This is a genomic window from Haemophilus haemolyticus, assembly GCF_001008275.1.
GTDB classification, from domain to species: domain Bacteria; phylum Pseudomonadota; class Gammaproteobacteria; order Enterobacterales; family Pasteurellaceae; genus Haemophilus; species Haemophilus haemolyticus_P.
Genome location: NZ_LCTH01000042.1, coordinates 1 through 25788, shown reverse-complemented (window position 1 = coordinate 25788; position 25788 = coordinate 1). Strand labels below are relative to the sequence as shown.

Sequence of the window (25788 nt, the reverse complement as noted above, 5' to 3'; positions counted from 1 at the left end):
TGTTAGTCAATGCGTTCAAAGTGCTCGCTGAAAAATGGCAATGTGAGTTAGTGGGCATTCCGCACAAAGCACAAGGAAAATATCGTCTTTCTGCGCGCAGTAAGATTTTGTTTAATTACGATGAGTTCTGGCAAGAGAACCAAGGGAAATATCGCCATGATTATTGGCAATTACCTTTAGATATTGAACGCAAACAATTAGAAGATATCGCAAGTAAAAAACGTTCTATGTATCGTAAACGTTATGAAATGTTAGACCAAATGGCACTGGATATTCAGCAACTTTAACGAAGAAAGTGCGGTAAAAATGAGAGAAATTTTTACCGCACTTTTCAATTAATTTTCTTGTTTTTTCACTTCATCCCACAACAAATCTAATTCAATCAGTGGCACATCATTAACTTGCTTACCTTGTTGTTGAACCGCTTGTTCTACTGCTCGAAAACGACGTTCAAATTTTAAATTTGCTTTCCGCAATGCATCTTCAGGATCACATTTTAAGTGACGAGCAAGATTGACCGTTGCGAACAATAAATCGCCGATTTCTTCTTCCACTTTATTTTGTTCAATCGAAGTGCGGTTAATTTCAACTTGAACTTCTTCTAATTCTTCCCGCACTTTGTCAAATACGGGTGAAATTTCTTCCCAATCAAAGCCTACTTTTGAACAACGTTTTTGTAATTTTGCTGCTCGCATAAGAGAAGGCAAAGCACGAGGTATATTATCTAAAATAGAGGTTTCTGCACTTTTACCTTGTTTTTCTTTGGCTTTCATTTCGTTCCAACGGGAAAGAGCTTCTGTTTCATCCCCCGCTTTTGCATCGCCAAACACGTGAGGATGACGGCGCACAATTTTTTCAGCAAGATCTTGCAATACATCGTCAAAAGTAAAGTATTTATCTTCCGTTGCAAGCTGGCTGAAGAAAACGACTTGCAACAATAAATCCCCTAATTCTTCGCGTAAATTTGGTATGTCTTTTTTCTCAATTGCTTCGATTACCTCGTAAGTTTCTTCCGTTAAGCAAGGAATCATTGATTCATAATTTTGTTTTAAATCCCAAGGGCATCCGCCATTTGGATTACGAAGTTGGGCAATAAGTTGAATAAAATCTTGAATGGAGTAGCGCATAATTTTATTTCCTTTGATGGAATGTTTTGGATAGTATAACGAACAAGAAAAATGGTGCAAATACCGTCGCTTTTTAGGCGTATTTTCTTTATACTTTGCGCATTAAAATATTATTGATAAAGCTGGGAAAAATGGAAAAAATTATTATCGACCATGATCGTTTTCTTCGCACGATTTCGCGTATTTCTCACGAAATTATTGAAAAACATCAAACGTTAGATGATCTTGTGATTGTTGGGATTAAACGCCGTGGCGCGGAAATTGCAGAATTATTACAACGTCGAGTTGAAGAATTAAGTGGTATAAATTTACCTTCAATGGAACTGGATATCACCTTTTATCGCGATGATTTAACTTTGGTTGATCAGGAAGATAAAATGCCAGTTTATAGTGGTTCATCACAATATTTGAATATTCAAGATAAAACCATCATTTTGGTTGATGATGTCTTGTTTACTGGTCGAACCATTCGAGCGGCAATGGATGCACTCACTGATTTTGGTCGTGCTGCAAAAATTGAATTAGTTATTTTTGTTGACCGTGGGCATCGTGAATTACCAATTCGTGCTGATTACGTAGGTAAAAATGTGCCAACAAGCCGTGATGAGCTTGTACAAGTTCGCACTGAAAAACAAGATGGCTGTTACGAAGTTGCTATTCTAGGGAAATAAATCTTATCTCTTGTGAACCTTCAATAGAATTGTTACTCTAACCAACGTTATTGACTCTTTTTTTATGAGATGAAAATGAAAAAATTTATTCTAAAATCTTTTTTATTGGCTACTTTAGGTTGTGTTGCTTTTACTTCTATGGCTCAAGCAGGAGAACGCGTTGTCGCAACAGTAGATGGCATTCCTATTTTAGAAAGCCAAGTTCGTGCAAATATGGGTAAAAAAGGCGATCGCCAAAGTGCACTTGATAAAATTATTGATGATCTTTTGGTGCAAAAAGCGATTCAAGAATCTGGTGTAAAAATTGATCCTCGTGAAATCGATCGTGTTGTGGAAGATACTGCGGCAAGAAATGGTTTAACTTACGGTCAGTTTTTGGATGCGTTAGATTATCAAGGCATTTCATTAAATACATTTCGTCAACAAATTGCCAATCAAATGATGATGGGTGCGGTGCGTAATAAAGCGATCAATGAAAGCGTTGCGGTGACGCGTGAAGAAGTTGTTGCGCTTGGTCAAAAAATGTTAGATGAGGCAAAATCGCAAGGCACAGCACAAAAAGTAACGGGTAAAGAATACGAAGTTCGTCATATTTTGTTAAAACTTAACCCGATGTTAAATGATGCACAGGCCAAAGCTGAATTAACAAGAATTCGCTCTGATATTATTGCGGGCAAAATGACTTTTGCAGACGCGGCTTTAAAATATTCGAAAGATTATTTATCCGGTGCGAATGGCGGTAGTTTAGGTTATGCGTTCCCAGAAAGTTACGCACCACAATTTGCACAGACTGTTGCACAAAGTAAACAAGGTGTAATTTCTGCACCATTTAAAACTGAGTTCGGTTGGCATATTTTGGAAGTAACAGGCACTCGAGATGGTGACCGCACGGCGGATGCTTATACGCAAAAAGCCTATGAACATTTGGTGAACAGTCAGTTACAAGACGCAAATAAAGATTGGGTAAAAGCATTACGTAAAACTGCGGATATTCAATATTTTAATAAATGATTTAATGTTTAAAAGAAAGGGGCTTAATTGCCCCTTTTGTTGTTTTTTATTTTCTCTTTCTTATATCTTATGAAGAAATTTTTAATTGCGATTTTACTTTTAATTTTGATTTTAGCGGGCGCGGCGAGTTTTGGTTATTACAAAATTACTGAATTTGTAAAAACACCAGTAAATGTGCAGGCAGATCAACTTTTAACAATTGAACGTGGCACAACAGGTTCAAAATTAGCCGCACTTTTTGAGCAAGAAAAGTTAATTGATGATGGGAAATTATTACCTTATTTGCTGAAGTTGAAACCTGAGCTAAATAAAATAAAAGCAGGCACTTATTCCCTTGAGAATATTAAAACTATGCAAAATTTACTCGATTTGCTCAATTCAGGTAAAGAAGTTCAGTTCAATGTAAAATGGATTGAAGGAAAAACCTTCAAGGATTGGCGAAAAGATCTTGAAAATGCACCGCACTTAAAACAAACCTTGCAAGGTAAAAGTGATAAAGAAATTATGGCGTTATTGGATATTCCAGCCGTTGCAAAAGCCGTTTACGAATGGAATAACATGGAGGGGTGGTTATATCCAGATACCTATAACTACACGCCAAACTCGACTGATCTTGAATTATTAAAACGTTCAGCTACTCGTTTACAAAAAGCCTTAGATAAAGCGTGGAATGAGCGCGATGAAAATCTCCCATTAGCGGATCCGTATCAGATGCTGATTTTGGCTTCTATTGTGGAGAAAGAAACGGGGATTGCAGAGGAGCGTCCACAAGTGGCTTCGGTATTTATTAACCGTTTAAAAGCTAATATGAAACTACAAACTGACCCAACGGTGATTTATGGAATGGGTGAGAGCTATACCGGTAATATTCGTAAGAAAGATTTGGAAACGATAACTCCTTACAATACCTATATGATTGAGGGGCTACCACCAACACCGATTGCGATGGTGAGTGAAAGTGCTTTGCAGGCTGTGGCGCATCCAGCGAAAACGGACTTTTATTATTTTGTTGCCGATGGCAGCGGCGGCCATAAATTTACTCGTAATCTGAATGAGCATAATAAAGCAGTGCAAGAATATTTACGTTGGTATCGCAACCAAAAAAATACCAAATAAAAGTGCGGAAGAAAATATGAAAGGAAAATTTATTGTCATTGAAGGTTTGGAAGGCGCGGGGAAAAGCTCCGCCCATCAATCTGTTGTGCGAGTTTTGCATGAACTCGGTATTCAAGATGTCGTGTTTACGCGCGAACCGGGCGGAACGCCACTGGCTGAGAAATTACGTCATCTCATCAAACATGAAACTGAAGAACCTGTGACAGCGAAAGCAGAGTTATTAATGCTTTATGCAGCACGTATTCAGTTGGTGGAAAATGTGATTAAACCTGCTTTAACGCAAGGAAAATGGGTGGTAGGTGATCGTCACGATATGTCATCTCAGGCATATCAAGGTGGTGGACGTCAATTAGACCCGCATTTTATGCTTACTTTGAAAGAAACCGTATTAGGCAATTTTGAGCCAGATCTCACGATTTATTTGGATATAGATCCGAGCGTCGGTTTAGCTCGAGCTCGTGGACGTGGCGAGTTAGACCGTATTGAGCAAATGGATTTGGATTTTTTCCATCGCACTCGAGCACGCTATTTAGAATTAGTAAAAGATAATCCCAAAGCTGTGGTGATTAATGCTGAGCAAAGTATTGAACTTGTTCAAGCTGATATTGAAAGTGCGGTAAAAAATTGGTGGAAATCAAACGAAAAATGACCGCACTTTCAGAATAAAAAATCGGCAGAGAATTTTTCTGCCGATTTTATTTTGTTACTACTAAACTTAAAACGTCCACTGTAAATTCAGCGCACCTTGTTTAGCGTGGTGATGTTTGCCTGTTTGGCGATTGAATGTTGCTTGTAAAGTTAAGTGAGATTTGATTTTCACTGCTACACCTAATTGACTTTCAATTGTCGCTTTATTGTCTATCACTCGACGTTCACCATCTATTTCCACGCCGAAAGGTTTTTGTTGGTAAATTGAATTGACGGCAACAAATGGTTGGAAAATGACACCATTAGTGAAAGTAAATTGCGCTTTAGCTTGTGCGCCAACTCGAGTTTGTAATTGGCGAGAGCCAAGTAAATTTACTTTACTATTGCCACTATCGGTTAAGCCGCCATTTACACCAAGATAGGTTAATTGTGCCTGTGGTTGTAGGTAAAAACGAATTTGAGTCCCTTTCCCTGTTAAGTGTTCTGCTAATAAAGCATTGTAACCTGCTTCAATTGAGGCAGTAATACCTTTTGAAGTAAAACGTTCTGTGCCATCTTCAGTGTTAATACGGTGGCGGAAACGTTGATACTGCATCCAGCTATCAACATACGCACCTGTCTGTTTGTCCTGAAGTTGATGCCAAGTGGCATAAATGCCCGCACCAAAGCCTTTCATATTTCCTGTTGTAAGATTGTCTGTATCTGGATTACGAAAAGTACTACGTTGTTCTGCTTGTCCACCCATTAAACCAAAGGAAAGTTGGTAGTCTTGATTCTGTAAGGAGAAAACATCGCCACCAAGTTGTATACCTTTACGATTTCCTTCTACTGGCGCGGTTTTACCTTGTACATCTTGGCTTAAGTGACCGCTAATTAAACGCAACCACAAGCCTTTGCGTGGTAAAGTGCGGTCAAAAATATCGCTATATTTATCATTTAAACGCAAATTGAATAGGGTATTAGCCGCCTGAGCTTGTTGTGCATAAATCGCAATATCATCGCGTTCTTGCACTTTGGTAAAAAAGCCCTCTGGGCGTTGTTGTAAAGAGAGTGTATAAATTCCCTTTTGGTGTTTACCAGAAAGACGGAATGCGCGTTTATCTGCTGTGCCATTTACTTTGATAATTTGATGCCCGTCTAGGCTTTTTAAGTCTTCTATTGGTGTTTCAAAAATGATATTAGACGTTCCTGTCACATCTTTATCAAAGGTTAAAACAGGTTGAGTTGCTTCTTTTGGATTAAATTTAATGAAAAAGCGAGAGCCGTCACCCTGATAATTTTCATGCACGGTTAATCTTGTATTTGTGCTATTAAAGCGAATATTGGCATTTTGTGTCTCTAAGTGATGTACATCAGAGTCAAAGCGTGGCTCCCAAAGAGAATCTTGTAAAACCATTTTTAATAACTGAAGGGTGGCGCCGCGCACTTCACTTTGGTTTTTCACTGTGAGAGTCAATCCTCTTGTTTCACCTGGAAACTTAAATCGATAGTTGTCAATAGCAAGTACATTAAAATCATATACCCTGTTATTGATTAACGCATTTAATGGTCGGCTTGTTTTTCCTGCTTCATCGTTATCATATAGATAAGATCGATACAAAACGGGTAAATTATACTGCTTTTCACTTTCACTATAAAAAGGAATATCTTCTCGGAAGGGGTGAAGAAAATGTTTCGCATATGGTGCATTAAAATCATACCACTCCCCTTCTTTTTCTGCCATATATTTTTTCTCTGAAAAATCAGTAAGGAACCATTTTTTTTCATAAGTATTGCTACCAAATAGTCCACAATCATCTTTAGGGGAATCTGGTTGTGAAAAATAGCAGGTTTCAGCATTTGTTATATAATCAATAATTTGTTTAGGAACAGGACTCCAAGCTACAGAATTTCGATCAAGCATATCTTTTAATGAATAGAATACGGAAGCACCACTTCCCTCTCCAAGATACTGAAGTCCTCTTTCTTTGACAAAATATTCTCGAACATATTTAGGCTCACCGCTAACAGAATATGGAATAAATAAAAATGCTATCAATAAGAAATAGACTAAACTAAACTTCTGCTTGCTTGCTTGCTTGCTTGCTTGCTTGCTTGCTTGCTTGCTTGCTTGCTTGCTTGCTTGCTTGCTTGCTTGCTTGCTTGCTTCGAGTTTCATAATAAATTTTCCTTTGTCAAGTAAAATAAATGGGGCGTGGATTTTAGCATAAAACTGAACAAAAAATGCCATTTGGTTCAAATTTTCTCTATTTATTTCTTATTTATTAAAAGTAAACGTTTGCTTTTTGCTATTTTGTCAAGCCAGTTTGAAAATGTGTATAATTGCCCTCGTTATTTACAAAAATTTCAGGAAAAATGACCGCACTTTACCCTTGGCTAATGCCAATTTATCATCAAATTGCTCAAACCTTTAACGAAGGTTTGGGGCATCATGCTGTGCTGATTAAAGCGGATGCTGGTTTAGGCGTGGAACGTTTATTTAATGCACTTGCACAGAAAATAATGTGTGCGGCTCAAGGCGATAAACCTTGTGGTCAATGCCATTCTTGTCATTTAATGCAGGCCCATAGCCATCCAGATTATCATGAATTAAGCCCTATTGACGGCAAGGATATTGGCGTCGATCAAGTGCGCGATATTAATGAAATGGTTGCTCAACACGCACAACAAAACGGTAATAAAGTGGTGTATGTGCAAGGTGCGGAACGTTTAACGGAAGCGGCTGCTAATGCGTTATTGAAAACATTGGAAGAGCCTCGTCCAAATACTTATTTTTTACTTCAGACGGATAGTTCAGCAAGTTTATTAGCAACCATTTATAGTCGATGCCAAGTGTGGAATCTGTCCGTGCCTAATGAACAAATGGCTCTTGATTGGTTGAAATCAGAAAGTGCGGCAGAAAATCAGGAAATTTTGACCGCACTTGCGATGAATCTTGGACGACCGCTTTTAGCCTTAGAAACTTTACAACAAGGGCTGATTGAACAGCGTAAAAACTTCTTGCGTCAATTTTGGGTGTTCTATCGCCGACGTTCGCCATTGGAATTACTTCCGTTGTTTGATAAAGAACGCTATGTTCAGCAAGTGGATTGGATTTTGGCTTTTCTTTCCGATTGTTTAAAACAGAAACTTGAAATTAATAGCTATCGACAAGTGGCTGATCTCGGGCGTGGTATCGAACAATTCAGCGACGAGCAAACTGCTCTTGGTTTATTACAAGCCATTAAAATTATGCAAAAAGTGCGGTCAGATTTGCTGACGATTAATGGCGTGAATGTTGAATTGATGCTATTAGATGGCTTGACCAGATTAGTTACAGAAGTGTTTAAGGGTTAATTATCAATTTACCCAAGGTACAAATTAGGAAAATAATTATGTTTATTGTTGATTCTCACTGTCATTTAGATGCGTTGGATTATGAAAATTTACACAAAAATATCGCAGATGTGGTGGAAAAAGCGCGCGCACGTGATGTGAAACATTTGCTCGCCATTGGTGTGACTTTAAGCCGTTTTGAGCAGGCTTATGACTCTTTACGTGAATTTAATAATGTCTCCCTTGCTTGCGGTGTGCATCCACTGGATTTTGAAGAAGAACCTTATGACGCAGAACGCTTATTGCGTTTGGCGCAAGATCCGAAAGTGATTGCGATTGGCGAAATTGGCTTAGATTATTATTACAGTGCAGACAATAAAGCAGCACAACAAGCGGTGTTTGGCAGCCAAATCGATATTGCAAACCAATTAGATAAGCCTGTAATTATTCATACACGTTCTGCAGGCGATGACACCATTGCAATGTTACGCCAACACCATGCTGAAAAGTGCGGTGGCGTTATTCATTGTTTTACGGAGACCATGGAATTTGCGAAAAAAGCGTTGGATTTAGGCTTTTACATTTCTTGTTCTGGTATTGTAACGTTCAAAAATGCTGAAGCGATTCGTGAGATTATTCGTTATGTGCCAACGGATCGCTTATTGGTTGAAACGGATTCGCCTTATCTTGCGCCAGTGCCTTATCGAGGAAAAGAAAATCAACCAGCTTATACGAGAGAAGTCTGTGAATACGTGGCAACCCTAAAAGGCGTTTCTGCAGAGGCGTTTGCTCAAATCACTACACAAAATTTCGAGCGTTTATTTAAAATTCGTGTAGAATAAATGCACAGTTCTGACAAGGGAAAAGTATGCGAAAGTTTTTTAAATATTTCTTATTTATTGTTGTTTTTTTATTCCACGGTTTTATGTTTTCCGTAGTGAATTATGTGTTCCCCCATTATGATGTGACACGTGTTACTGGCGTAGAAGTTAAACGTGTTGATAAAGATGGGCCAATCACAAAATCGAATCCAGCTGATGGCCCAACACGTGATGTGTATTACATCAATACGCAAAATGACGATGGCAAAATTATGGTGTATCGCAATGAAGATACGCGTTGGGGTTTCCCGTTCTACTTCAAATTTGGTTCAGCCAATTTACAAGCTGAAGCGCAGGCTTTGGGTAATGACAACAAACTTGTGCAAATTAAATACTATGGTTGGCGTATTACGATGATGGATGAATATCGCAATGCAACTTCAATTAAAGAAATGACTGCTGATGATACACCAAGCAATCCGATTGTTTCGTGGATTTTATATGTATTCTTGCTGGCGACATTATTTTTGTCTATCCAATTTATTCGCGGCTGGTTTGACAGCGACAAGTAATCTCCCAAACGGCCGCAAAGTGCGGTCGTTTTCTTTTATATTTTTGAGTAATGATTATGGAATTATTTCATACTATTTTAGCGATTGTGGCTTTAATTTTAAGTAGTGCAGTTGTTTCTTCTGCTGAAATTTCTCTGGCGAGTTCTCGCAAGTTAAAATTGCAATCTCTTGCGAACGAAGGCGACGTGCGTGCGCTTCAAGTGCTTAAATTACAAGAGCATCCTGGTCGTTTTATTACGGTGGTTCAAATCGGTTTGAATATGGTGGCGATTTTGGGTGGGGGAATTGGCGAAAGTGCGTTAAGTCCTTACATTGCAGATATTTTAAATCGTTCTTTTGAAGGAAGTTGGATTGAGCCAACCGCCTCTACAATCGCTTTTATATTAGTGACTTGTTTCTTTATCTTATTTGCTGATCTTATTCCAAAACGTATTGCCATTACTTATCCTGAAATGGTGGCGTTGCGCGTTGTCAGCATTATGAATTTCAGTATGTTTGTGTTTAAGCCGCTTGTATGTTTTTTTGATACGCTTGCTAATGTATTTTTCCGCTTATTTCGTATTTCCACTGTGCGTGAAGATGGTATGACGTCTGAAGATATTTTCGCCGTAGTTGAAGCGGGGGCAGAAGCTGGTATATTAAAAACTCAAGAGCATTATCTCATTGAAAACATTTTCGATATGCAATCACGTACAGTGACTTCCACCATGACAACCCGTGAAAATATCGTGTATTTAGACCGCACTTTTTCTCGCCAAGAGGTCATGGATACGCTTTCTCGTGATTCTCATTCTAAAATCGTGATTTGTGACAATAGCCTCGACAAAATCTTAGGTTATGTCGAATCCCATACGTTGCTCACCATGTATTTGCAGAATGAAAATGTGGTGCTGACTGATCCTAAACTACTCCGTAAAGCATTATTTGTGCCTGATACGCTTTCTCTTTACGAAGTGTTGGAATTGTTTAAATCTACCGGTGAAGATTTTGCGATTATTGTGAATGAATATGCCCTTGTAGTAGGTATTGTTACGCTAAATGATGTGATGAGTATTGTCATGGGGGAATTGGTTTCTAACGAAGAAGAATATATTGTTAGCCGTGATGAAAACTCGTGGCTTATTGATGGCGCAACGCCATTAGAAGATGTGACACGAGTGTTAGATATTGAATCTTTCCCAGATGAAGAAAATTACGAAACCATCAGTGGCTTTATGATGTATATGTTACGTAAAATCCCGAAAAAAACTGATTCTGTGGTTTACGGAAAATACAAGTTTGAAGTGATTGATACGGAAAACTTTAAAATCGATCAGATTTTGGTGTCTTTAGTAAAAGAGCAGGAGTAGAAGTACGGTAAATTTTTATCCATTTCTCTACAAAATTATGTTATAAAACCATAAAAATATGAGGTTAAATATGGAACTAAGACAACAAATTCCAACAGGCTGTATTAAACAATTCGGGCAATTTGGCGTGCCTTATGTGGTTGGCGAGGTTGCGGAATTTTTGCCGGATGGTGATGTGCTGGTGAATATCACATTGTTACAATCTGGTGAAAAAGACATTTATCGCTTATCTCACCTACTTGAAGATCCCGAAGCTGAATAAGGAAAACTATGTACGCGATTGCTTTTGATTTAGTTGTAAAAGACACTCAAGATCATCATCCAAAGGGTGTTCAGCAGGCTTATACAGACATTGGCGTGGTTTTAGCAAAATTTGGTTTTGTTAGAACACAAGGAAGTTTATATACCAATACGAATGAAGATATGGCAAATCTTTTTCAGGCAATGAATGCGCTAAAACAGTTGGCGTGGATTTCTCAGTCCGTACGAGATATTCGCGCTTTTCGTATTGAGCAATGGTCTGACTTTACTGATTTTATACGAAATTAAGCATTTGCTTAGATGAGCCTTACAGGCTTCCTTGCTTAATCCCACGCAGCCAGTATAATGGCTGCGTTTTTCTTGATTCTCAATTAGGTATGACGATGTTTAAAAAAATCTCTGTTTTATTTTTTACGTTAATGTTGGCAGGTTGTTCTTCTTGGTCGTCTGTTGCTAACTATGTTCCATTTATGGGAAAGGATAAAAAAGTGATTGATTTAGATAAGGATAAAATCGATCAGAAATCCTATGCGGCTGCTTATGAAGCGACTATAGCGACATATAAAGGTCGCGTGAATGAAAATTTCTTTGTAGATAATTTTGCAAGTGGTGCGAATGACTGGTATTTAGGCCGTATTTTAGTTCCGGTGAAACAAATTCAGGATAAACTTTATACAGGCGGACATGATTCTGATGTATATGCTTATTATAGCGGCGTGTTACATGCAGAAGCATTGCAAGCGAACCTTAAACGTTTGAACGCAAATTGTTGGGAAAAAGTGGATTCGCAAAGCATGACTCAAGGTATTTATGATGCGATGCGTGATTTGCAAAAAGGTAAAGAGCGCGGTGAAAATGATGAATATATTGCGCAAGGTAGTGAAACACTGCTGAAAGCCTGTACATCTAAATAATTGTTTTTCAAAAGCTGCTGGTCGATTTATTTCACCAGCAGCTTTATTTTTAAATTATTAAGGAGCAAGAATGTTAGAACTTTCGGAAAGCAACATTCATTTAAATGCTAACGCAGCTAATAAACAACAAGCGATTGAAATGGCAGCGTCCGCATTAGTCCAAGCAGATAATGTGGAAAATGGTTACTTACAAGGAATGTTAGCGCGTGAACAGCAAACCTCAACCTTTTTAGACAATGGCATCGCTATTCCTCATGGCACCTTGGATACTCGTTCGATGGTAAAGAAAACGGGTGTGCAAGTGTTTCAATTTCCTCAAGGTATAGAATGGGGCGAAGGCAATATTGCTTATGTCGTGATTAGTATTGCGGCGCGATCTGATGAGCATTTGTCCTTGTTACGTCAACTTACTCACGTTTTGAGTGATGAAGATACCGCAGCGAAATTAGCAAAAATGACGGATGTTGCTGAATTTAGGGCGATTTTAATGGGTGAGACAATTGAGCCATTTGAAATTCCTGCTGCTAATATCAGTTTAGATGTAGATACCCAAAGTTTATTAACTTTAGTTGCGATTAATGCGGGGCAATTACAGGTGCAAAGTGCGGTAGAAAATCGCTTTATTTCTGAGGTGATTAATAATGCGGCATTACCGCTTGGCAAAGGGTTATGGGTAACGGATTCTGTCGTAGGAAATGTGAAAAATGCCTTAGCATTTAGTCGTGCTAAAACAATTTTTAGCCACAATGGCAAAGCCGTAAAAGGCGTGATAACTGTTGCAGCCGTCAGTGATCAAATTAATCCAACTTTAGCGCGTTTATTAGATGACGATGTCCAAACAACCTTGCTCAATGGTAATTCGACAGAAATTTTGACCGCACTTTTGGGTTCAGAGAATGAGGTTGAAGCTCAATCTGTAGAAGGTGCTGTTGTAGGAACTTTTACGATTCGTAATGAACACGGCTTACACGCACGCCCAAGTGCAAATTTGGTTAATGAAGTGAAAAAATTTACTTCGAAAATTACTGTGCAAAATCTTACTCGTGAAAGTGAAGTTGTTAGCGCAAAAAGTTTGATGAAGATTGTTGCGCTCGGTGTAACGCAAGGACATCGCTTACGTTTTGTGGCTGAAGGAGAAGATGCCAAACAAGCGATTGAATCATTGGGCAAAGCGATTGCTGATGGTTTGGGCGAGAATGTTTCTGCAGTGCCACCATCTGAACCAGATACCATTGAGATTATGGGGGAACAAATTCACGCACCAGCGGTAAGCGAAGATCATAACTTGCCAGCAAATGCTATTGAGGGAGTATTTGTAATTAAGAACGAACACGGTTTGCACGCTCGCCCAAGTGCAGTATTGGTAAACGAAGTGAAAAAATATAATGCCTCTGTGGCGGTTCAGAATCTTGATCGTAATTCTCAATTAGTGAGTGCTAAAAGTTTGATGAAAATTGTGGCATTAGGCGTGGTGAAAGGGACTCGCTTACGTTTTGTTGCGACGGGCGATGAAGCGCAACAAGCTATTGACGGAATCGGCGCTGTGATTGAATCGGGTTTAGGGGAATAGTATGGCAAGCGTCGTAACAATTACCTTAAATGCCGCCTATGATTTAGTCGGACGTTTAACTCGTATCCAACTTGGTGAAGTAAATACCGTAGAAACCCTTGGCTTATTTCCTGCAGGGAAAGGCATTAATGTCGCAAAAGTCCTAAAAGATTTAGACGTTGATGTCGCAGTAGGAGGTTTCTTGGGCGAGGATAATTCAGCTGATTTTGAGCAAATGTTTAATAAGCACGGTTTGGAAGATAAATTTCACCGTGTTGATGGCAAAACGCGTATCAATGTAAAAATTACTGAAACCGAAGCTGATGTGACAGATTTAAATTTCTTGGGGTATCAAATAAATCCACAAATTTGGCAACAATTTGTGACTGATTCTTTGGCTTATTGTTTAGATTATGACATTGTCGCAGTTTGTGGCAGTTTACCTCGAGGTGTATCTCCCGAATTATTTGCTGATTGGTTGAGTCAGCTTCATAAAGCTGGTGTAAAAGTGGTGCTTGATAGTAGCAATGCTGCGCTCACCGCTGGATTAAAAGCGAAACCTTGGCTAGTAAAACCCAATCATCGAGAACTTGAGGCTTGGGTTGGTCATCCATTAAATAGTCTTGAAGAAATTATTACGGCAGCAAGGCAACTCAAAGCGGAAGGCATTGAAAACGTGATTATTTCAATGGGCGCAAAAGGTTCTTTATGGGTTAATAATGAAGGCGTGCTCAAAGCCGAACCAGCAAAATGTGAAAATGTAGTGAGTACCGTTGGGGCAGGGGATTCCATGGTAGCAGGCTTAATCCATGGTTTTGAAAAAGGTTTATCGAAATCAGAAACCTTAGCTTTTGCTACGGCTGTGTCCGCTTTTGCTGTGTCTCAAAGTAACGTCGGTGTGAGTGATTTGAGTTTACTTGACCCCATTTTAGAAAAAGTACAAATAACGATGATTGAAGGATAGTATGAAGTTATTTTTAACCCAATCAGCTAATGTAGGTGATGCGAAAGCCTATTTATTACATGAAGTTTTTCGAGCGGCTGCGCAAAAAGCAAATGTTTCTATTGTAGAAACACCAGCCGAAGCAGATCTTGTTCTCGTATTTGGTTCTGTCTTACCAAATAACCCCGCTTTAGTTAGTAAAAAAGTCTTTATTATCGGCGAAGCTATCGCCATGATTTCTCCTGAAGTCACGCTGGCAAATGCCTTAGCGAATGGGGCAGATTATGTTGCTCCGAAAAGTGCGGTGAATTTTACAGGTGTTTCTGGTGTAAAAAATATTGTTGCGGTAACTGCTTGTCCAACTGGGGTTGCACATACGTTTATGTCAGCCGAAGCGATTGAAGCCTATGCGAAAAAACAAGGTTGGAATGTAAAAGTTGAAACCCGTGGTCAAGTTGGGGCTGGCAATGAAATTACGGCAGAAGAAGTTGCTGCGGCTGATTTGGTATTTGTTGCAGCAGATATTGATGTGCCCTTAGATAAATTTAAAGGTAAACCAATGTACCGTACTTCAACAGGATTAGCCCTGAAGAAAACCGAGCAAGAATTTAATAAAGCATTTAAAGAAGCCAAAATTTTTGATGGTGGAAATAATGCGGAATCGAAAGAAGAAAGCCGTGAGAAAAAAGGTGTGTACAAACACTTGATGACTGGCGTTTCTCATATGTTACCGTTAGTGGTTGCGGGTGGATTGTTGATCGCGATTTCCTTTATGTTCAGTTTTAATGTGATTGAAAATACTGGGATTTTGCAAGATCTTCCAAATATGTTGATGAATATCGGTAGTGGTGTGGCGTTCAAGTTAATGATTGCCGTGTTTGCTGGTTACGTTGCATTTTCTATCGCTGATCGTCCAGGGCTTGCAGTTGGTTTGATTGCTGGGATGCTGGCAAGTGAAGCGGGCGCAGGGATTCTTGGCGGTATTATTGCGGGTTTCTTAGCGGGCTATGTGGTGAAAGGGCTGAACGTGATTATTCGATTGCCAGCAAGCCTGACTTCATTAAAACCGATTTTAATTTTACCGCTCTTGGGTTCGATGATTGTTGGTTTGACGATGATTTACCTCATCAATCCACCAGTGGCTGAAATTATGAAAGAGCTAAGTAATTGGCTTACTTCAATGGGAGAAGTGAATGCGATTGTGTTAGGCGCAATTATCGGCGCAATGATGTGTATCGATATGGGCGGACCGGTAAATAAAGCAGCGTACACTTTTTCGGTTGGCTTAATTGCTTCCCAAGTTTATACGCCAATGGCTGCGGCAATGGCCGCGGGTATGGTTCCACCAATTGGCATGACAGTGGCGACTTGGATTGCTCGCAATAAATTCACCGTTAGCCAACGCGATGCGGGGAAAGCATCATTCGTTCTTGGTTTATGTTTTATTTCCGAAGGTGCATTACCATTTGTGGCCGCAGATCCAATTCGTGTCATTATTAGCTCTGTGATTGGTGGTGCAGTGGCTGGTGCGATTTCAATGGGATTAAATATTACATTACAAGCCCCACACGGCGGATTATTTGTCATTCCATTTGTATCTGAGCCATTGAAATATCTTGGAGCAATTGCGATTGGTGCTTTATCAACAGGTGTGGTTTACGCCATTATTAAATCGAAAAACAATGCGGAATAATACCGCACTTTGAATGTAAAAAAGCCGATTCAAGTGAATCGGCTTTTGTTTTGGAAGAGATTTATTTTTCACGATCGTCGATCGTTTGTAGCAAATAATTTCCTTCTGCGTCAGCAAGACTACGAAAACCTACATTCGTGATCTTGTAGGGATACTTCGTTCGATAAGTAAAGTTTTCGTGATGATGTCCGTGGAATACTTGCTTAACCCCCATCTTGATTGCTAAATCATTGATTACTTGGAAACCCATCGGATGTGGTTTAGGGGCTTCGTGACAAATCAACACATCCGCTTGTTGGTTTTCTAAGATTTCAATATCTGATGGAAAAATTGACGTGCGATGACGTAAAGGCACACCGCCTCGCCAGATTTTCTCCTGTGGGCTATATTGGCAATAATGAATAGGATCAAAAAACATGGGGCGATTTGGCGGCATCCAGATTTGCCCGCGGAATACACCGCCTAATCCCGCAATGCGTGTGCCTTGAATATCAACTACGCGATTGTGTAAATTCCGTGATTGCCATTCAGAGCCCCAAATCGCATCAAAAGCACTAATTGTTTTGCTATCATGATTTCCATGAATAAACCAAATATCACAATGTTGTGCGAGTTTATCCAACTCATCTGTTGTGGTGAGCTGTAAATCGCCTAAAATTATGAGTGCGACATTTTCCTGTTCTCTCACAAAAGGGTAAATATGATCGTAGCTTCCGTGTGGATCACCGGCAAATAAGATCATTGATGTTTTCCTTTTATAACAAATGGACTATTTTGTAATTCACTGATTTCTTCTTCATTTAACACTTTCTCAATGACTGCTTTAACTTGGTTATAGCGATCAAGATAACTTGGCGATTCAATCTCTATATAAGGAACTTTATATTTATCTAACAGTTTTTTGAGCAGTTGTTGAAATTGTTGGCGCTGCTTTTGTGAGCCTAAGCTACGTAAGCCATCATCCACCCATTCAGTATTATTTTTCAGCAAAATAGTGACATCAAAAGGATATTCTTTAATCATTGAGTCTAAAAATGGGTGGGCTTTTCCTTCATATTGAATGCAGAACGCTTGCGTGGTGATGAAATCCGTATCAATAAATGCAATTTTATGTGCATGGCGTACGGCATAATCAATGTATCGTTGATGACCAAGAGCCATTTGCGGATAGTCTGAATATTGCATCGCTTGCTCATTACCACCCAGTTTTTCAAATACAAATTCACGTCCGTATTCCCATGCAGAAGTGGTATTAAATACGGCAGCTAACTTATTAACCAGCACGCTTTTACCACTGCTTTCTCCCCCTAAAATTGCCACAGTTTTGGCAAAGAAAGGACGAACTTCTTTCGGAATAAATTTCCAATATAGGAATGGCGTCGTACGAATTTTGGTTGCGGACACATTAAAGAAAGTGCGGTCAGGATCGACTAACGACACTTCTAAACCTAAGTATTTCTCGTAAGGCGCTTTATCTTGAGGTTCGCTACTAAATACAATTGAAGGCTCAAAATGTTTTTCATGAAATAGCGTTTTAACTGCTTCACTCCAAGATTGCCAGCCATTTGGATAACTTGGAATACCGTCTTCAACCAAATGATGAATAAAAATCTGATTTTTTTGATATTTGAAAATTTGCTGCATCCAACGTAAACGATCTTGCACGGTTGGCATACGTTTCATTTTACTATCGTAAAATAATTTCAAATCGCGTTCTGTATCACTACACACGATAACGTGTAGTTCATTGACTTTACTGAACGCTTCATAAATCATATTTATATGGCCTGTGTGCACGGGATAAAATTTCCCGAAAATGACACCGACTTTTTTCTCTTTTGCTTTTGACATAATCCGCTCTTAATAGCGTAAGAATTGAGTGCGTTCATTGTAGGCTAAATGAAAATATTTTTCACGTTCTGATTTAGTGCCTAGGTATTTTGCGCTATACTTAGCGTGCATTCTCAGGGCAGGGTGAAATTCCCTACCGGTGGTAAAGCCCACGAGCGTTTAAAAGTGCGGTCAATTTTTGGCAAATTTTTCCAGCTAAATTGTCCTGATTTTCACTTTTAAAGTCAGCAGATTTGGTGAAATTCCAAAGCCGACAGTAAAGTCTGGATGAAAGAGAATAAAACGAGTTGGGTTCCCAAATCGTTCATTTTATTTGCATTTCTCAGCCCTGATTCTGGTATTTAATTGAAATCTCAAATTAGGAAATTACTATGAATCAGTCAATTTTATCTCCATTCGGCAACACCGCTGAAGAACGCGTACTTAATGCAATTAATGCTTTTAAACATGGAAATGGCGTATTAGTTTTAGATGATGAAGATCGTGAAAATGAAGGCGATTTAATTTTCCCAGCAGAAACAATCACGCCAGAACAAATGGCAAAATTAATTCGTTATGGCAGTGGTATCGTTTGTTTATGTATTACCGATGAACGTTGCCAACAACTCGATTTACCGCCAATGGTAGAACACAATAATAGCGTAAACAAAACAGCTTTTACGGTGACGATTGAAGCCGCGAAAGGTGTGTCTACTGGCGTATCTGCCGCAGACCGAGTAACCACTATTCAAACGGCGATTGCAGATAATGCAGTTCCAACAGATTTACATCGTCCAGGCCATGTCTTCCCACTTCGTGCAGCAAATGGTGGCGTACTTACCCGTCGCGGACATACTGAAGCTTCCGTTGATTTAGCTCGTTTAGCAGGATTTAAAGAAGCAGGCGTTATTTGTGAAATTACTAACGATGATGGCACAATGGCTCGCGCCCCTGAGATTGTAGAATTTGCGAAAAAATTTGGTTATTCCGTGCTAACCATTGAAGATTTAGTTGAATATCGTTTAGCACATAATATTTAAAATGAAGAAGTGCGGTGAAAATTTCTATGATTTTTCACCGAACTTTTTTGTTTATTTTGTTTCTGGTAAATTTACTGCACCTTCATAGCCTAATTGTCGCCAAGCTTCATAAACCGTTACAGCGACCGAATTAGACAAGTTCATACTGCGACTATTGGCTGTCATTGGAATACGGATTTTTTGTTCCATCGGCATTTCATTTAAAATTGACATTGGAATGCCGCGAGTTTCGGGGCCAAACATTAAATAATCACCAAGTTCAAATTTCACTTGGCTATGTGCTGGACTACCTTTTGTTGTAAGTGCAAAGAGACGTTTGGGTTTCTCGCTTTCTAAAAAGGCTTCAAAAGTCTTGTGACGTTTGATTTCTGCAAATTCGTGATAATCCAAACCTGAGCGGCGTAAGCGTTTATCATCCCAGGTAAAACCTAGGGGTTCAATTAAGTGCAAGCGAAATCCTGTATTGGCGCAAAGGCGAATAATGTTACCGGTATTTTGTGGGATCTCTGGTTCATATAAAACAATATCTAACATAATTTTCTCTCTAATTCTGATATAAACGATAACTCACCATTCCCGTTGTTTTTTCTTTCAATAACGTCCAGTTTTCAGGAGTGATGAGCGGTTTATTTTTCTCTGTTTCTACGTAAATTAACGCATTGGGTTTTAGCCAATTATTTTCACAAAGCAAGTTAATTGCTTGTTCTGCCAAATTAAAATGAAAGGGTGGATCTAAAAACACCACATCAAAGTGCGGTTGATTTTGTGGCTGTTTTAGAAAATCCAAACTACTTTGATTAATCACTTCGGCCTGTTCTGATGAGCATTTGAGCGTTTGTAAATTCTTTTTTAATTGATTGGCGACGATTTTATCTAGTTCTAAAAAAGTCACCTTTTTCGCTTGGCGAGAAAGTGCTTCGAAACCTAATGAGCCACTCCCCGCAAAGCCATCTAAACATTCAGACTGATGGATATAAGGCATTAACCAATTAAAAAGCGTTTCTTTCACTCTATCTCCAGTTGGGCGTAAGCCTTCTGAATTTAATACTGGAAGTTTTCGCCCTCGCCATAGCCCAGCAATAATGCGAACCTCGCCCTTTGAATTTGGCGTTTGTATTTTTTTCATAAAGATTCGATTTTTATTGAAAATTGTGCTTAGTTTAGACGATTTTTTGCTAGAATGAACAACATTTTTATCGGATTACAGTTAAGAGAGCATTTTATGGCTGAAGAAAATAAAAAAGGCGGATTTTGGGCATCGTTATTTGGGCGTAATAAAAAGCACGATGAACCTAAAATTGAGCCGAAAATTGAAGAAGAAAAGATTAAAGATGTCGAGCCATCTATTGAAAAACTTGAAACTCATGATTTAGTTGAAGAACCGTCTGCATCAGAAACAGTAGAAAGTGCGGTGGATTCTGAGTCGTTTTTAGTCGAAAGTATTGAAACGAATGAAATAGTTGAAGAAGAAAAAATACAGGAAATTTCAACCGCACTTGAGCCGGTCGAAGAAATCATCGAAGCGAAAAATTTAGAAGATGACCTTCCGATTACAGAAACCGTGGTTGAATCTGAAATTGTTGAAGATATTAAAGATGAGCTTCAGCCTGTTGTTGAAATTGAAACTCGCGAAAAGCCAAGTGAAGGGGGCTTTTTTAGTCGTTTAGTTAAGGGATTACTGAAAACTAAACAAAATATAGGTGCAGGTTTTCGTAGTTTTTTCTTAGGAAAGAAAATTGATGATGAGTTGTTTGAAGAATTAGAAGAACAACTTTTGATTGCGGATATTGGCGTGCCGACAACAAGTAAAATCATCAAAAATTTGACTGAGCATGCGAGTCGCAAAGAATTACAAGATGCCGAGCTTCTATATCAACAATTAAAAGTAGAAATGGCTGATATTCTTGAGCCAGTGGCCCAGCCTCTTGTGATTGATACTACAAAGAAACCTTATGTGATTTTAATGGTGGGCGTAAATGGCGTGGGTAAAACGACGACAATTGGTAAGCTAGCACGTAAATTTCAGGCTGAAGGAAAATCTGTGATGCTAGCGGCGGGTGATACTTTCCGTGCGGCGGCTGTTGAGCAGCTTCAAGTTTGGGGCGAGCGTAATCATATTCCAGTTGTTGCGCAAAGCACTGGGTCTGATTCTGCATCGGTGATTTTTGATGCGATGCAATCAGCGGCTGCACGCAATATTGATATTCTTATTGCGGATACGGCGGGTCGTTTACAAAATAAAAATAACTTAATGGACGAACTGAAAAAAATTGTTCGTGTTATGAAAAAATATGACGAAACTGCGCCACATGAAATTATGCTTACGCTGGATGCTGGAACGGGACAAAATGCCATTAGCCAAGCGAAGTTATTTAATGAGGCTGTGGGTTTAACAGGGATCTCTCTAACTAAATTAGATGGCACAGCAAAAGGCGGCGTGATTTTTGCCATAGCCGATCAGTTTAAGTTGCCTATTCGCTATATCGGTGTAGGCGAGAAAATTGAAGATTTACGTGAGTTTAATGCTAAAGAATTTATTGAGGCATTATTCGTTCATGAAGAAGAATAAAAAGAATAAGGAAAAATTGTGATTAAGTTCTCAAATGTTTCTAAAGCCTATCATGGTGCAACGCAGCCAGCGTTACAGGGCTTGAATTTTCATCTTCCAGTGGGAAGTATGACTTACTTAGTTGGGCATTCAGGCGCAGGGAAAAGTACATTACTCAAGCTTATTATGGGAATGGAAAAAGCCAACGCGGGTCAAATTTGGTTTAACGGACACGATATTACTCGCTTGTCAAAATATGAAATTCCATTTCTGCGTCGCCAAATTGGTATGGTTCACCAAGATTATCGTTTATTAACAGATCGTACAGTGGTGGAAAATGTGGCATTGCCATTGATTATTGCGGGTATGCATCCAAAAGATGCGCATACACGTGCGATGGCATCTTTAGATCGTGTAGGATTGCGTAATAAAGCCCACTATTTGCCACCACAAATTTCTGGAGGGGAGCAGCAACGCGTTGATATTGCGCGTGCGATTGTACATAAACCTCAGCTCTTACTAGCAGATGAACCAACGGGTAATTTAGACGATGAACTTTCTTTAGGCATTTTTAATTTGTTTGAAGAATTTAATCGTCTAGGAATGACAGTGTTAATTGCTACTCACGACATTAATTTAATTCAACAAAAACCAAAACCTTGTCTTGTACTTGAACAAGGTTATTTACGTTATTAAGGAATAATCATGAGCCGACCAACGGATGCATCCTTTTTTGTTCAAACAGCCTATACTTTGCGTGCGGTATGGACGGATTTATGGCAACGTAAATTCGGTACGCTACTCACGATTTTGGTGATCGCTGTTTCTCTGACGATACCAACCGTGAGCTATTTAATGTGGAAAAATTTACATTTAGCAACCACTCAATTTTATCCGGAAAGTGAATTGACGATTTATCTTCACAAAAATTTAAGTGAAGAAGACGCGAATTTAGTGGTAGAGAAAATCCGTCAACAAGAGGGGGTGGAATCACTGAATTATGTCTCTCGTCAAGAAAGTTTAAAGGAATTTAAAAGTTGGTCTGGCTTTGGTGAAGAATTAGAAATTCTAGATGATAATCCATTACCTGCGGTCGTCATGGTAAAACCAACGAGCGAATTTAATGTTTCAGAAAAACGTGAGGAGTTACGTATCAATTTAACTAAAATTAAAGGGGTACAAGAAGTTCGCTTAGATAACGGTTGGATGGAAAAATTAACCGCACTTTCTTGGTTAATCGCCCATGTGGCAATTTTCTGTACTGTATTAATGACGATAGCGGTATTTTTGGTTATTGGTAACAGTATTCGCTCTGATGTGTATAGTAGCCGATCAAGTATTGATGTGATGAAATTGCTTGGTGCAACAGATCAATTTATTCTTCGTCCTTATCTTTATACAGGGATGATTTATGTCGTGTTAGGCGGGTTAGTTGCAGCAATTTTTAGTAGCTTTATTATCAGCTATTTTACTTCTGCAGTGAAATATGTAACAGATATTTTTGCCGTCCAATTCAGTTTGAATGGATTAGGCGTTGGCGAATTTGTATTCTTATTAGTGTGCTGTTTAATTATGGGATATGTTGGTGCGTGGATTGTAGCAAAACGACATATTACGTTATTAGATAACCATCTATAATTTTAATATGTGAAGTGCGGTGATTTTTCTAAGTGTTTTTAGATGAGAAAATACGGCGATAAATGACCTCACTTTTTATTTGCTTTGAATAAATCCCTTGCAATTTGTTTAACTTTTGTGTAGTATTTGCGGGCTTTCAATATGAAAGCCGTTTAATGTAATCATTTATTAAACGAGCATGACGATATGTCACGCTAAACAATGTTTCCGATTTGGAGACTATATAACAGGTAACTTGCACCTCCTTTTCTATTTTGAAGTTAGAATTGTGATTGGTGTTAGTTTTTTATTAGCTAAATTTTATTGGAGCTCTGGTCTAATGCAGAACCAAAGAATCCGTATCCGCTTAAAAGCTTTCGATCACCGTTTGATCGATCAATCTACTGCGGAGATCGTAGAAACAGCTAAACGTACTGGTGCACAAGTTCGTGGTCCAATTCCTTTACCAACTCGTAAAGAGCGTTTCACCGTGTTGATTTCTCCACACGTAAACAAAGACGCACGTGACCAATACGAAATTCGTACTCACAAACGTTTAGTAGATATCGTAGAGCCAACAGAAAAAACTGTTGATGCATTAATGCGTTTAGATTTGGCTGCCGGCGTGGACGTGCAGATCAGCCTAGGTTAATTAAGAGGTTATTACAATGATTGGTTTAGTCGGTCGTAAAGTTGGTATGACCCGTATCTTCAATGAAGACGGTGTTTCAGTACCAGTTACCGTTATCGAAATCGAAGCCAACCGCGTAACTCAAGTTAAAACTCTTGAAAACGATGGCTATACTGCAGTTCAAGTTACTACTGGTTCTAAAAAAGCGAATCGTGTAACTAAACCTGAAGCAGGCCATTTCGTGAAAGCAGGTGTTGAAGCTGGTCGCGGTTTATGGGAATTTCGCACTGAAGGTGAAGAATTCACTTTAGGTCAAGAAATCAATGTTGACATCTTTGCAGATGTTAAAAAAGTAGATGTTACCGGTACTTCTAAAGGTAAAGGTTTCCAAGGTGGTGTTAAACGTTGGAACTTCCGTACTCAAGATGCGACTCATGGTAACTCTTTATCACATCGTGTACTTGGTTCTATTGGTCAAAACCAAACTCCAGGTCGTGTGTTTAAAGGTAAAAAAATGGCAGGACATTTAGGTGCTGAACGTGTAACTGTTCAATCACTTGAAGTTGTTCGTGTAGATGCTGAGCGTAAATTGCTATTAGTAAAAGGTTCTGTACCTGGTGCTATCAATGGCGATGTTATCGTTAAGCCAGCAGTTAAAGCATAAGTCTAGGAGATAGAGATGGAATTACAAGTTGTAGGTGCAAACGCACTAACTGTTTCTGAAACTACCTTCGGACGTGAGTTTAACGAAGCGTTGATCCACCAAGTTGTTGTTGCTTATGCAGCAGGTGCGCGTCAAGGTACTCGTGCGCAAAAAACTCGTGCTGAAGTGTCTGGTTCAGGTAAAAAACCTTGGCGTCAAAAAGGTACAGGTCGTGCTCGCGCTGGTGATATCAAATCACCAATCTGGCGTTCTGGTGGTATAACCTTCGCGGCTAAACCACAAGATCACAGCCAAAAAGTGAACAAGAAAATGTACCGTGGTGCTATCAAAAGCATTCTTTCTGAATTAGTCCGTCAAGACCGTTTGGTTGTTGTTGAGAAATTCGAATTAGATGCACCAAAAACTAAAGTTTTAGTACAAAAATTAAAAGATTTAGCAGTTGAAGATGCATTAATTATCACAGCAAGTTTAGATGAAAATCTATTCTTAGCAGCACGTAACTTATATAAAGTTGATGTACGTGATGTTCAAGGTATCGATCCAGTTAGCTTAATCGCTTTCGATAAAGTGATTGTTACTGTTGACGCTGTGAAACAAATTGAGGAGATCCTAGCATGAGTCAAGAACGTTTGCTAAGCGTGCTACGTGCACCGCACATCTCTGAAAAAGCAACTAACAATGCTGAAAAATCTAACACTGTTGTACTTAAAGTTGCTTTAGATGCGAACAAAGCTGAAATTGCTGCTGCTGTTGCTCAATTATTTGAAGTAAAAGTTGACTCTGTTCGTACCGTGGTTGTTAAAGGTAAAACTAAACGCCGTGGTAGCAAAATGGGTCGTCGCAGCGACTGGAAAAAAGCTTATGTAACTTTAGCCGAAGGCCAAAACTTGGACTTCGTGGACAGTGCAGAGTAATCGGAGGAAATTAGATAATGGCTATCGTTAAATGTAAGCCGACCTCCGCTGGTCGTCGTCACGTTGTTAAAATCGTGAACCCTGAATTACACAAGGGTAAACCTTACGCACCTCTTCTAGATACTAAATCTAAAACTGGTGGTCGTAACAACTATGGTCGTATTACTACTCGTCACATTGGTGGCGGTCACAAACAACACTACCGTTTAATCGATTTCAAACGTAACAAGTTAGACATCCCAGCGGTTGTTGAGCGTTTAGAATATGATCCAAACCGTTCTGCTAACATTGCTTTAGTGCTTTATAAAGATGGTGAACGCCGTTATATCTTAGCACCTAAAGGTTTGTCAGTAGGCGATCAAATCCAAGCTGGCGTAAACTCACCAATTAAAGTGGGTAACTCATTACCAATGCGTAATATCCCAGTTGGTTCAACAGTACATAACGTTGAATTAAAACCAGGTAAAGGCGGTCAAATCGCTCGTTCTGCTGGTGCTTATGTACAAATCATCGCACGTGAAGGCAACTACGTAACTTTACGTTTACGTTCTGGC

28 protein-coding genes, 2 pseudogenes and 1 riboswitch are annotated in these 25788 nt (G+C 39.1%); of the genes and pseudogenes, 24 read left to right on the top strand and 6 right to left on the bottom strand.

Going from position 1 to position 25788, the window contains the following annotated elements:
- A partial coding sequence (locus AAX15_RS06845; protein WP_046939692.1) for a DUF535 family protein occupies positions 1-287 on the top strand: 287 nt, incomplete at its 5' end.
- Between the two features lie 48 nt (positions 288-335).
- Here AAX15_RS06845 and mazG read toward each other — a convergent pair.
- Positions 336-1127, bottom strand: a complete 792-nt coding sequence (gene mazG / locus AAX15_RS06840; RefSeq protein WP_046939691.1) for a nucleoside triphosphate pyrophosphohydrolase — start codon at positions 1125-1127, stop codon at positions 336-338.
- A gap of 131 nt (positions 1128-1258) precedes the next feature.
- On the opposite strand from mazG, the gene pyrR reads away from it, so the two are divergent.
- The 4 genes from pyrR to tmk all read left to right on the top strand — a co-directional run bounded on the left by pyrR (position 1259) and on the right by tmk (position 4574).
- Complete coding sequence (gene pyrR, locus AAX15_RS06835) at positions 1259-1798, top strand: bifunctional pyr operon transcriptional regulator/uracil phosphoribosyltransferase PyrR (RefSeq protein ID WP_005686934.1); 540 nt, start codon at positions 1259-1261, stop codon at positions 1796-1798.
- Between the two features lie 75 nt (positions 1799-1873).
- Positions 1874-2809: a peptidylprolyl isomerase gene (locus AAX15_RS06830; RefSeq protein WP_032828083.1), complete on the top strand. Its 936-nt coding sequence runs from the start codon at positions 1874-1876 to the stop codon at positions 2807-2809.
- Positions 2810-2878: 69 nt separating this feature from the next.
- Positions 2879-3925, top strand: coding sequence for an endolytic transglycosylase MltG (gene mltG, locus AAX15_RS06825; protein WP_046939694.1), 1047 nt, complete (start codon positions 2879-2881; stop codon positions 3923-3925).
- Positions 3926-3941: 16 nt separating this feature from the next.
- Positions 3942-4574 (top strand): dTMP kinase, encoded by a 633-nt coding sequence (tmk, locus tag AAX15_RS06820; protein ID WP_046939690.1) that lies wholly within the window; start codon positions 3942-3944, stop codon positions 4572-4574.
- Positions 4575-4640: 66 nt separating this feature from the next.
- On the opposite strand, the pseudogene AAX15_RS06815 reads toward tmk, so the two are convergent.
- Positions 4641-6724: pseudogene (locus tag AAX15_RS06815) on the bottom strand (autotransporter outer membrane beta-barrel domain-containing protein); the annotation flags it as partial.
- Positions 6725-6928: 204 nt separating this feature from the next.
- On the opposite strand from AAX15_RS06815, the gene AAX15_RS06810 reads away from it, so the two are divergent.
- The 10 genes from AAX15_RS06810 to AAX15_RS06765 all read left to right on the top strand — a co-directional run bounded on the left by AAX15_RS06810 (position 6929) and on the right by AAX15_RS06765 (position 15990).
- Positions 6929-7909: a DNA polymerase III subunit delta' gene (locus AAX15_RS06810; protein WP_046939689.1), complete on the top strand. Its 981-nt coding sequence runs from the start codon at positions 6929-6931 to the stop codon at positions 7907-7909.
- Between the two features lie 38 nt (positions 7910-7947).
- Positions 7948-8730 carry a YchF/TatD family DNA exonuclease gene (locus tag AAX15_RS06805; RefSeq protein ID WP_046939687.1) on the top strand — a complete coding sequence of 261 codons (783 nt, stop codon included), beginning with the start codon at positions 7948-7950 and terminating at the stop codon, positions 8728-8730.
- A 26-nt stretch (positions 8731-8756) separates the two neighbouring features.
- Positions 8757-9281 carry a DUF1523 family protein gene (locus AAX15_RS06800; protein ID WP_042593317.1) on the top strand — a complete coding sequence of 175 codons (525 nt, stop codon included), beginning with the start codon at positions 8757-8759 and terminating at the stop codon, positions 9279-9281.
- A gap of 50 nt (positions 9282-9331) precedes the next feature.
- On the top strand, positions 9332-10630 hold the full coding sequence (gene paeA / locus AAX15_RS06795; protein ID WP_046939684.1) for a polyamine export protein PaeA: 1299 nt from the start codon (positions 9332-9334) through the stop codon (positions 10628-10630).
- A gap of 70 nt (positions 10631-10700) precedes the next feature.
- On the top strand, positions 10701-10892 hold the full coding sequence (locus tag AAX15_RS06790) for a DUF5397 domain-containing protein (protein ID WP_005649350.1): 192 nt from the start codon (positions 10701-10703) through the stop codon (positions 10890-10892).
- 8 nt (positions 10893-10900) lie between these two features.
- Positions 10901-11179, top strand: a complete 279-nt coding sequence (gene vapD / locus AAX15_RS06785; RefSeq protein WP_046939682.1) for a virulence-associated protein VapD — start codon at positions 10901-10903, stop codon at positions 11177-11179.
- A gap of 95 nt (positions 11180-11274) precedes the next feature.
- Positions 11275-11805, top strand: a complete 531-nt coding sequence (locus tag AAX15_RS06780; protein WP_046939680.1) for a hypothetical protein — start codon at positions 11275-11277, stop codon at positions 11803-11805.
- A gap of 70 nt (positions 11806-11875) precedes the next feature.
- Positions 11876-13375 (top strand): fused PTS fructose transporter subunit IIA/HPr protein, encoded by a 1500-nt coding sequence (fruB, locus tag AAX15_RS06775; protein WP_046939679.1) that lies wholly within the window; start codon positions 11876-11878, stop codon positions 13373-13375.
- A gap of 1 nt (position 13376) precedes the next feature.
- Positions 13377-14318 carry a 1-phosphofructokinase gene (gene fruK, locus AAX15_RS06770; protein WP_046939678.1) on the top strand — a complete coding sequence of 314 codons (942 nt, stop codon included), beginning with the start codon at positions 13377-13379 and terminating at the stop codon, positions 14316-14318.
- A 1-nt stretch (position 14319) separates the two neighbouring features.
- Positions 14320-15990, top strand: a complete 1671-nt coding sequence (locus tag AAX15_RS06765) for a fructose-specific PTS transporter subunit EIIC (RefSeq protein WP_046939677.1) — start codon at positions 14320-14322, stop codon at positions 15988-15990.
- Positions 15991-16051: 61 nt separating this feature from the next.
- Here the strand turns inward: AAX15_RS06765 and AAX15_RS06760 are convergent, their stop codons facing one another.
- Complete coding sequence (locus tag AAX15_RS06760) at positions 16052-16732, bottom strand: metallophosphoesterase family protein (RefSeq protein WP_005635722.1); 681 nt, start codon at positions 16730-16732, stop codon at positions 16052-16054.
- Positions 16729-17952 (bottom strand): annotated as a pseudogene (gene nadR / locus AAX15_RS06755) (multifunctional transcriptional regulator/nicotinamide-nucleotide adenylyltransferase/ribosylnicotinamide kinase NadR). The gene AAX15_RS06760 and the pseudogene nadR overlap by 4 nt, the downstream one beginning before the upstream one ends.
- Positions 17947-18124: riboswitch (FMN riboswitch) on the top strand. (Overlaps the previous pseudogene by 6 nt.)
- An 88-nt stretch (positions 18125-18212) precedes the next feature.
- Between nadR and ribB the strand changes: the two are divergent.
- Positions 18213-18860, top strand: a complete 648-nt coding sequence (gene ribB / locus AAX15_RS06750; RefSeq protein ID WP_046939675.1) for a 3,4-dihydroxy-2-butanone-4-phosphate synthase — start codon at positions 18213-18215, stop codon at positions 18858-18860.
- A gap of 51 nt (positions 18861-18911) precedes the next feature.
- Here ribB and trmL read toward each other — a convergent pair whose 3' ends face one another.
- Both trmL and rsmD read right to left on the bottom strand, forming a co-directional pair.
- A complete protein-coding gene (trmL, locus tag AAX15_RS06745) occupies positions 18912-19394 on the bottom strand; it encodes a tRNA (uridine(34)/cytosine(34)/5-carboxymethylaminomethyluridine(34)-2'-O)-methyltransferase TrmL (RefSeq protein ID WP_046939674.1) in 483 nt (160 codons plus the stop codon).
- A gap of 10 nt (positions 19395-19404) precedes the next feature.
- Positions 19405-19986: a 16S rRNA (guanine(966)-N(2))-methyltransferase RsmD gene (gene rsmD / locus AAX15_RS06740; protein ID WP_046939673.1), complete on the bottom strand. Its 582-nt coding sequence runs from the start codon at positions 19984-19986 to the stop codon at positions 19405-19407.
- 96 nt (positions 19987-20082) lie between these two features.
- Between rsmD and ftsY the strand changes: the two genes are divergently transcribed.
- From ftsY to rplB, 8 genes are all read left to right on the top strand, one after another.
- Positions 20083-21429: a signal recognition particle-docking protein FtsY gene (gene ftsY / locus AAX15_RS06735; RefSeq protein ID WP_046939672.1), complete on the top strand. Its 1347-nt coding sequence runs from the start codon at positions 20083-20085 to the stop codon at positions 21427-21429.
- Between the two features lie 18 nt (positions 21430-21447).
- Positions 21448-22104, top strand: coding sequence for a cell division ATP-binding protein FtsE (ftsE, locus tag AAX15_RS06730; protein WP_005635730.1), 657 nt, complete (start codon positions 21448-21450; stop codon positions 22102-22104).
- Positions 22105-22113: 9 nt separating this feature from the next.
- A complete protein-coding gene (ftsX, locus tag AAX15_RS06725) occupies positions 22114-23046 on the top strand; it encodes a permease-like cell division protein FtsX (RefSeq protein ID WP_046939671.1) in 933 nt (310 codons plus the stop codon).
- A 319-nt stretch (positions 23047-23365) separates the two neighbouring features.
- A complete protein-coding gene (rpsJ, locus tag AAX15_RS06720; protein WP_001181005.1) occupies positions 23366-23677 on the top strand; it encodes a 30S ribosomal protein S10 in 312 nt (103 codons plus the stop codon).
- A gap of 16 nt (positions 23678-23693) precedes the next feature.
- Positions 23694-24320 carry a 50S ribosomal protein L3 gene (rplC, locus tag AAX15_RS06715; protein WP_005632753.1) on the top strand — a complete coding sequence of 209 codons (627 nt, stop codon included), beginning with the start codon at positions 23694-23696 and terminating at the stop codon, positions 24318-24320.
- Positions 24321-24335: 15 nt separating this feature from the next.
- Positions 24336-24938: a 50S ribosomal protein L4 gene (gene rplD / locus AAX15_RS06710; protein WP_005625901.1), complete on the top strand. Its 603-nt coding sequence runs from the start codon at positions 24336-24338 to the stop codon at positions 24936-24938.
- Entirely contained in the window at positions 24935-25234 is a 300-nt protein-coding gene (gene rplW / locus AAX15_RS06705) for a 50S ribosomal protein L23 (RefSeq protein ID WP_005625900.1), read from the top strand. Before rplD ends, rplW begins: the two co-directional genes overlap by 4 nt.
- Before the next feature lie 17 nt (positions 25235-25251).
- Positions 25252-25788 (top strand): 50S ribosomal protein L2 (rplB, locus tag AAX15_RS06700; protein ID WP_046939668.1); only part of this gene is annotated, 537 nt, incomplete at its 3' end.

What these genes read in the sequence shown, in the direction of transcription:
- mazG (WP_046939691.1), bottom strand. Translation starts at nt 1,127, where the DNA reads ATGCGCTACTCCATTCAAGATTTTATTCAACTTATTGCCCAACTTCGT.
- pyrR (WP_005686934.1), top strand. Translation starts at nt 1,259, where the DNA reads ATGGAAAAAATTATTATCGACCATGATCGTTTTCTTCGCACGATTTCG.
- AAX15_RS06830 (WP_032828083.1), top strand. Translation starts at nt 1,874, where the DNA reads ATGAAAAAATTTATTCTAAAATCTTTTTTATTGGCTACTTTAGGTTGT.
- mltG (WP_046939694.1), top strand. Translation starts at nt 2,879, where the DNA reads ATGAAGAAATTTTTAATTGCGATTTTACTTTTAATTTTGATTTTAGCG.
- tmk (WP_046939690.1), top strand. Translation starts at nt 3,942, where the DNA reads ATGAAAGGAAAATTTATTGTCATTGAAGGTTTGGAAGGCGCGGGGAAA.
- AAX15_RS06810 (WP_046939689.1), top strand. Translation starts at nt 6,929, where the DNA reads ATGACCGCACTTTACCCTTGGCTAATGCCAATTTATCATCAAATTGCT.
- AAX15_RS06805 (WP_046939687.1), top strand. Translation starts at nt 7,948, where the DNA reads ATGTTTATTGTTGATTCTCACTGTCATTTAGATGCGTTGGATTATGAA.
- AAX15_RS06800 (WP_042593317.1), top strand. Translation starts at nt 8,757, where the DNA reads ATGCGAAAGTTTTTTAAATATTTCTTATTTATTGTTGTTTTTTTATTC.
- paeA (WP_046939684.1), top strand. Translation starts at nt 9,332, where the DNA reads ATGATTATGGAATTATTTCATACTATTTTAGCGATTGTGGCTTTAATT.
- AAX15_RS06790 (WP_005649350.1), top strand. Translation starts at nt 10,701, where the DNA reads ATGGAACTAAGACAACAAATTCCAACAGGCTGTATTAAACAATTCGGG.
- vapD (WP_046939682.1), top strand. Translation starts at nt 10,901, where the DNA reads ATGTACGCGATTGCTTTTGATTTAGTTGTAAAAGACACTCAAGATCAT.
- AAX15_RS06780 (WP_046939680.1), top strand. Translation starts at nt 11,275, where the DNA reads ATGTTTAAAAAAATCTCTGTTTTATTTTTTACGTTAATGTTGGCAGGT.
- fruB (WP_046939679.1), top strand. Translation starts at nt 11,876, where the DNA reads ATGTTAGAACTTTCGGAAAGCAACATTCATTTAAATGCTAACGCAGCT.
- fruK (WP_046939678.1), top strand. Translation starts at nt 13,377, where the DNA reads ATGGCAAGCGTCGTAACAATTACCTTAAATGCCGCCTATGATTTAGTC.
- AAX15_RS06765 (WP_046939677.1), top strand. Translation starts at nt 14,320, where the DNA reads ATGAAGTTATTTTTAACCCAATCAGCTAATGTAGGTGATGCGAAAGCC.
- AAX15_RS06760 (WP_005635722.1), bottom strand. Translation starts at nt 16,732, where the DNA reads ATGATCTTATTTGCCGGTGATCCACACGGAAGCTACGATCATATTTAC.
- ribB (WP_046939675.1), top strand. Translation starts at nt 18,213, where the DNA reads ATGAATCAGTCAATTTTATCTCCATTCGGCAACACCGCTGAAGAACGC.
- trmL (WP_046939674.1), bottom strand. Translation starts at nt 19,394, where the DNA reads ATGTTAGATATTGTTTTATATGAACCAGAGATCCCACAAAATACCGGT.
- rsmD (WP_046939673.1), bottom strand. Translation starts at nt 19,986, where the DNA reads ATGAAAAAAATACAAACGCCAAATTCAAAGGGCGAGGTTCGCATTATT.
- ftsY (WP_046939672.1), top strand. Translation starts at nt 20,083, where the DNA reads ATGGCTGAAGAAAATAAAAAAGGCGGATTTTGGGCATCGTTATTTGGG.
- ftsX (WP_046939671.1), top strand. Translation starts at nt 22,114, where the DNA reads ATGAGCCGACCAACGGATGCATCCTTTTTTGTTCAAACAGCCTATACT.
- rpsJ (WP_001181005.1), top strand. Translation starts at nt 23,366, where the DNA reads ATGCAGAACCAAAGAATCCGTATCCGCTTAAAAGCTTTCGATCACCGT.
- rplC (WP_005632753.1), top strand. Translation starts at nt 23,694, where the DNA reads ATGATTGGTTTAGTCGGTCGTAAAGTTGGTATGACCCGTATCTTCAAT.
- rplD (WP_005625901.1), top strand. Translation starts at nt 24,336, where the DNA reads ATGGAATTACAAGTTGTAGGTGCAAACGCACTAACTGTTTCTGAAACT.
- rplW (WP_005625900.1), top strand. Translation starts at nt 24,935, where the DNA reads ATGAGTCAAGAACGTTTGCTAAGCGTGCTACGTGCACCGCACATCTCT.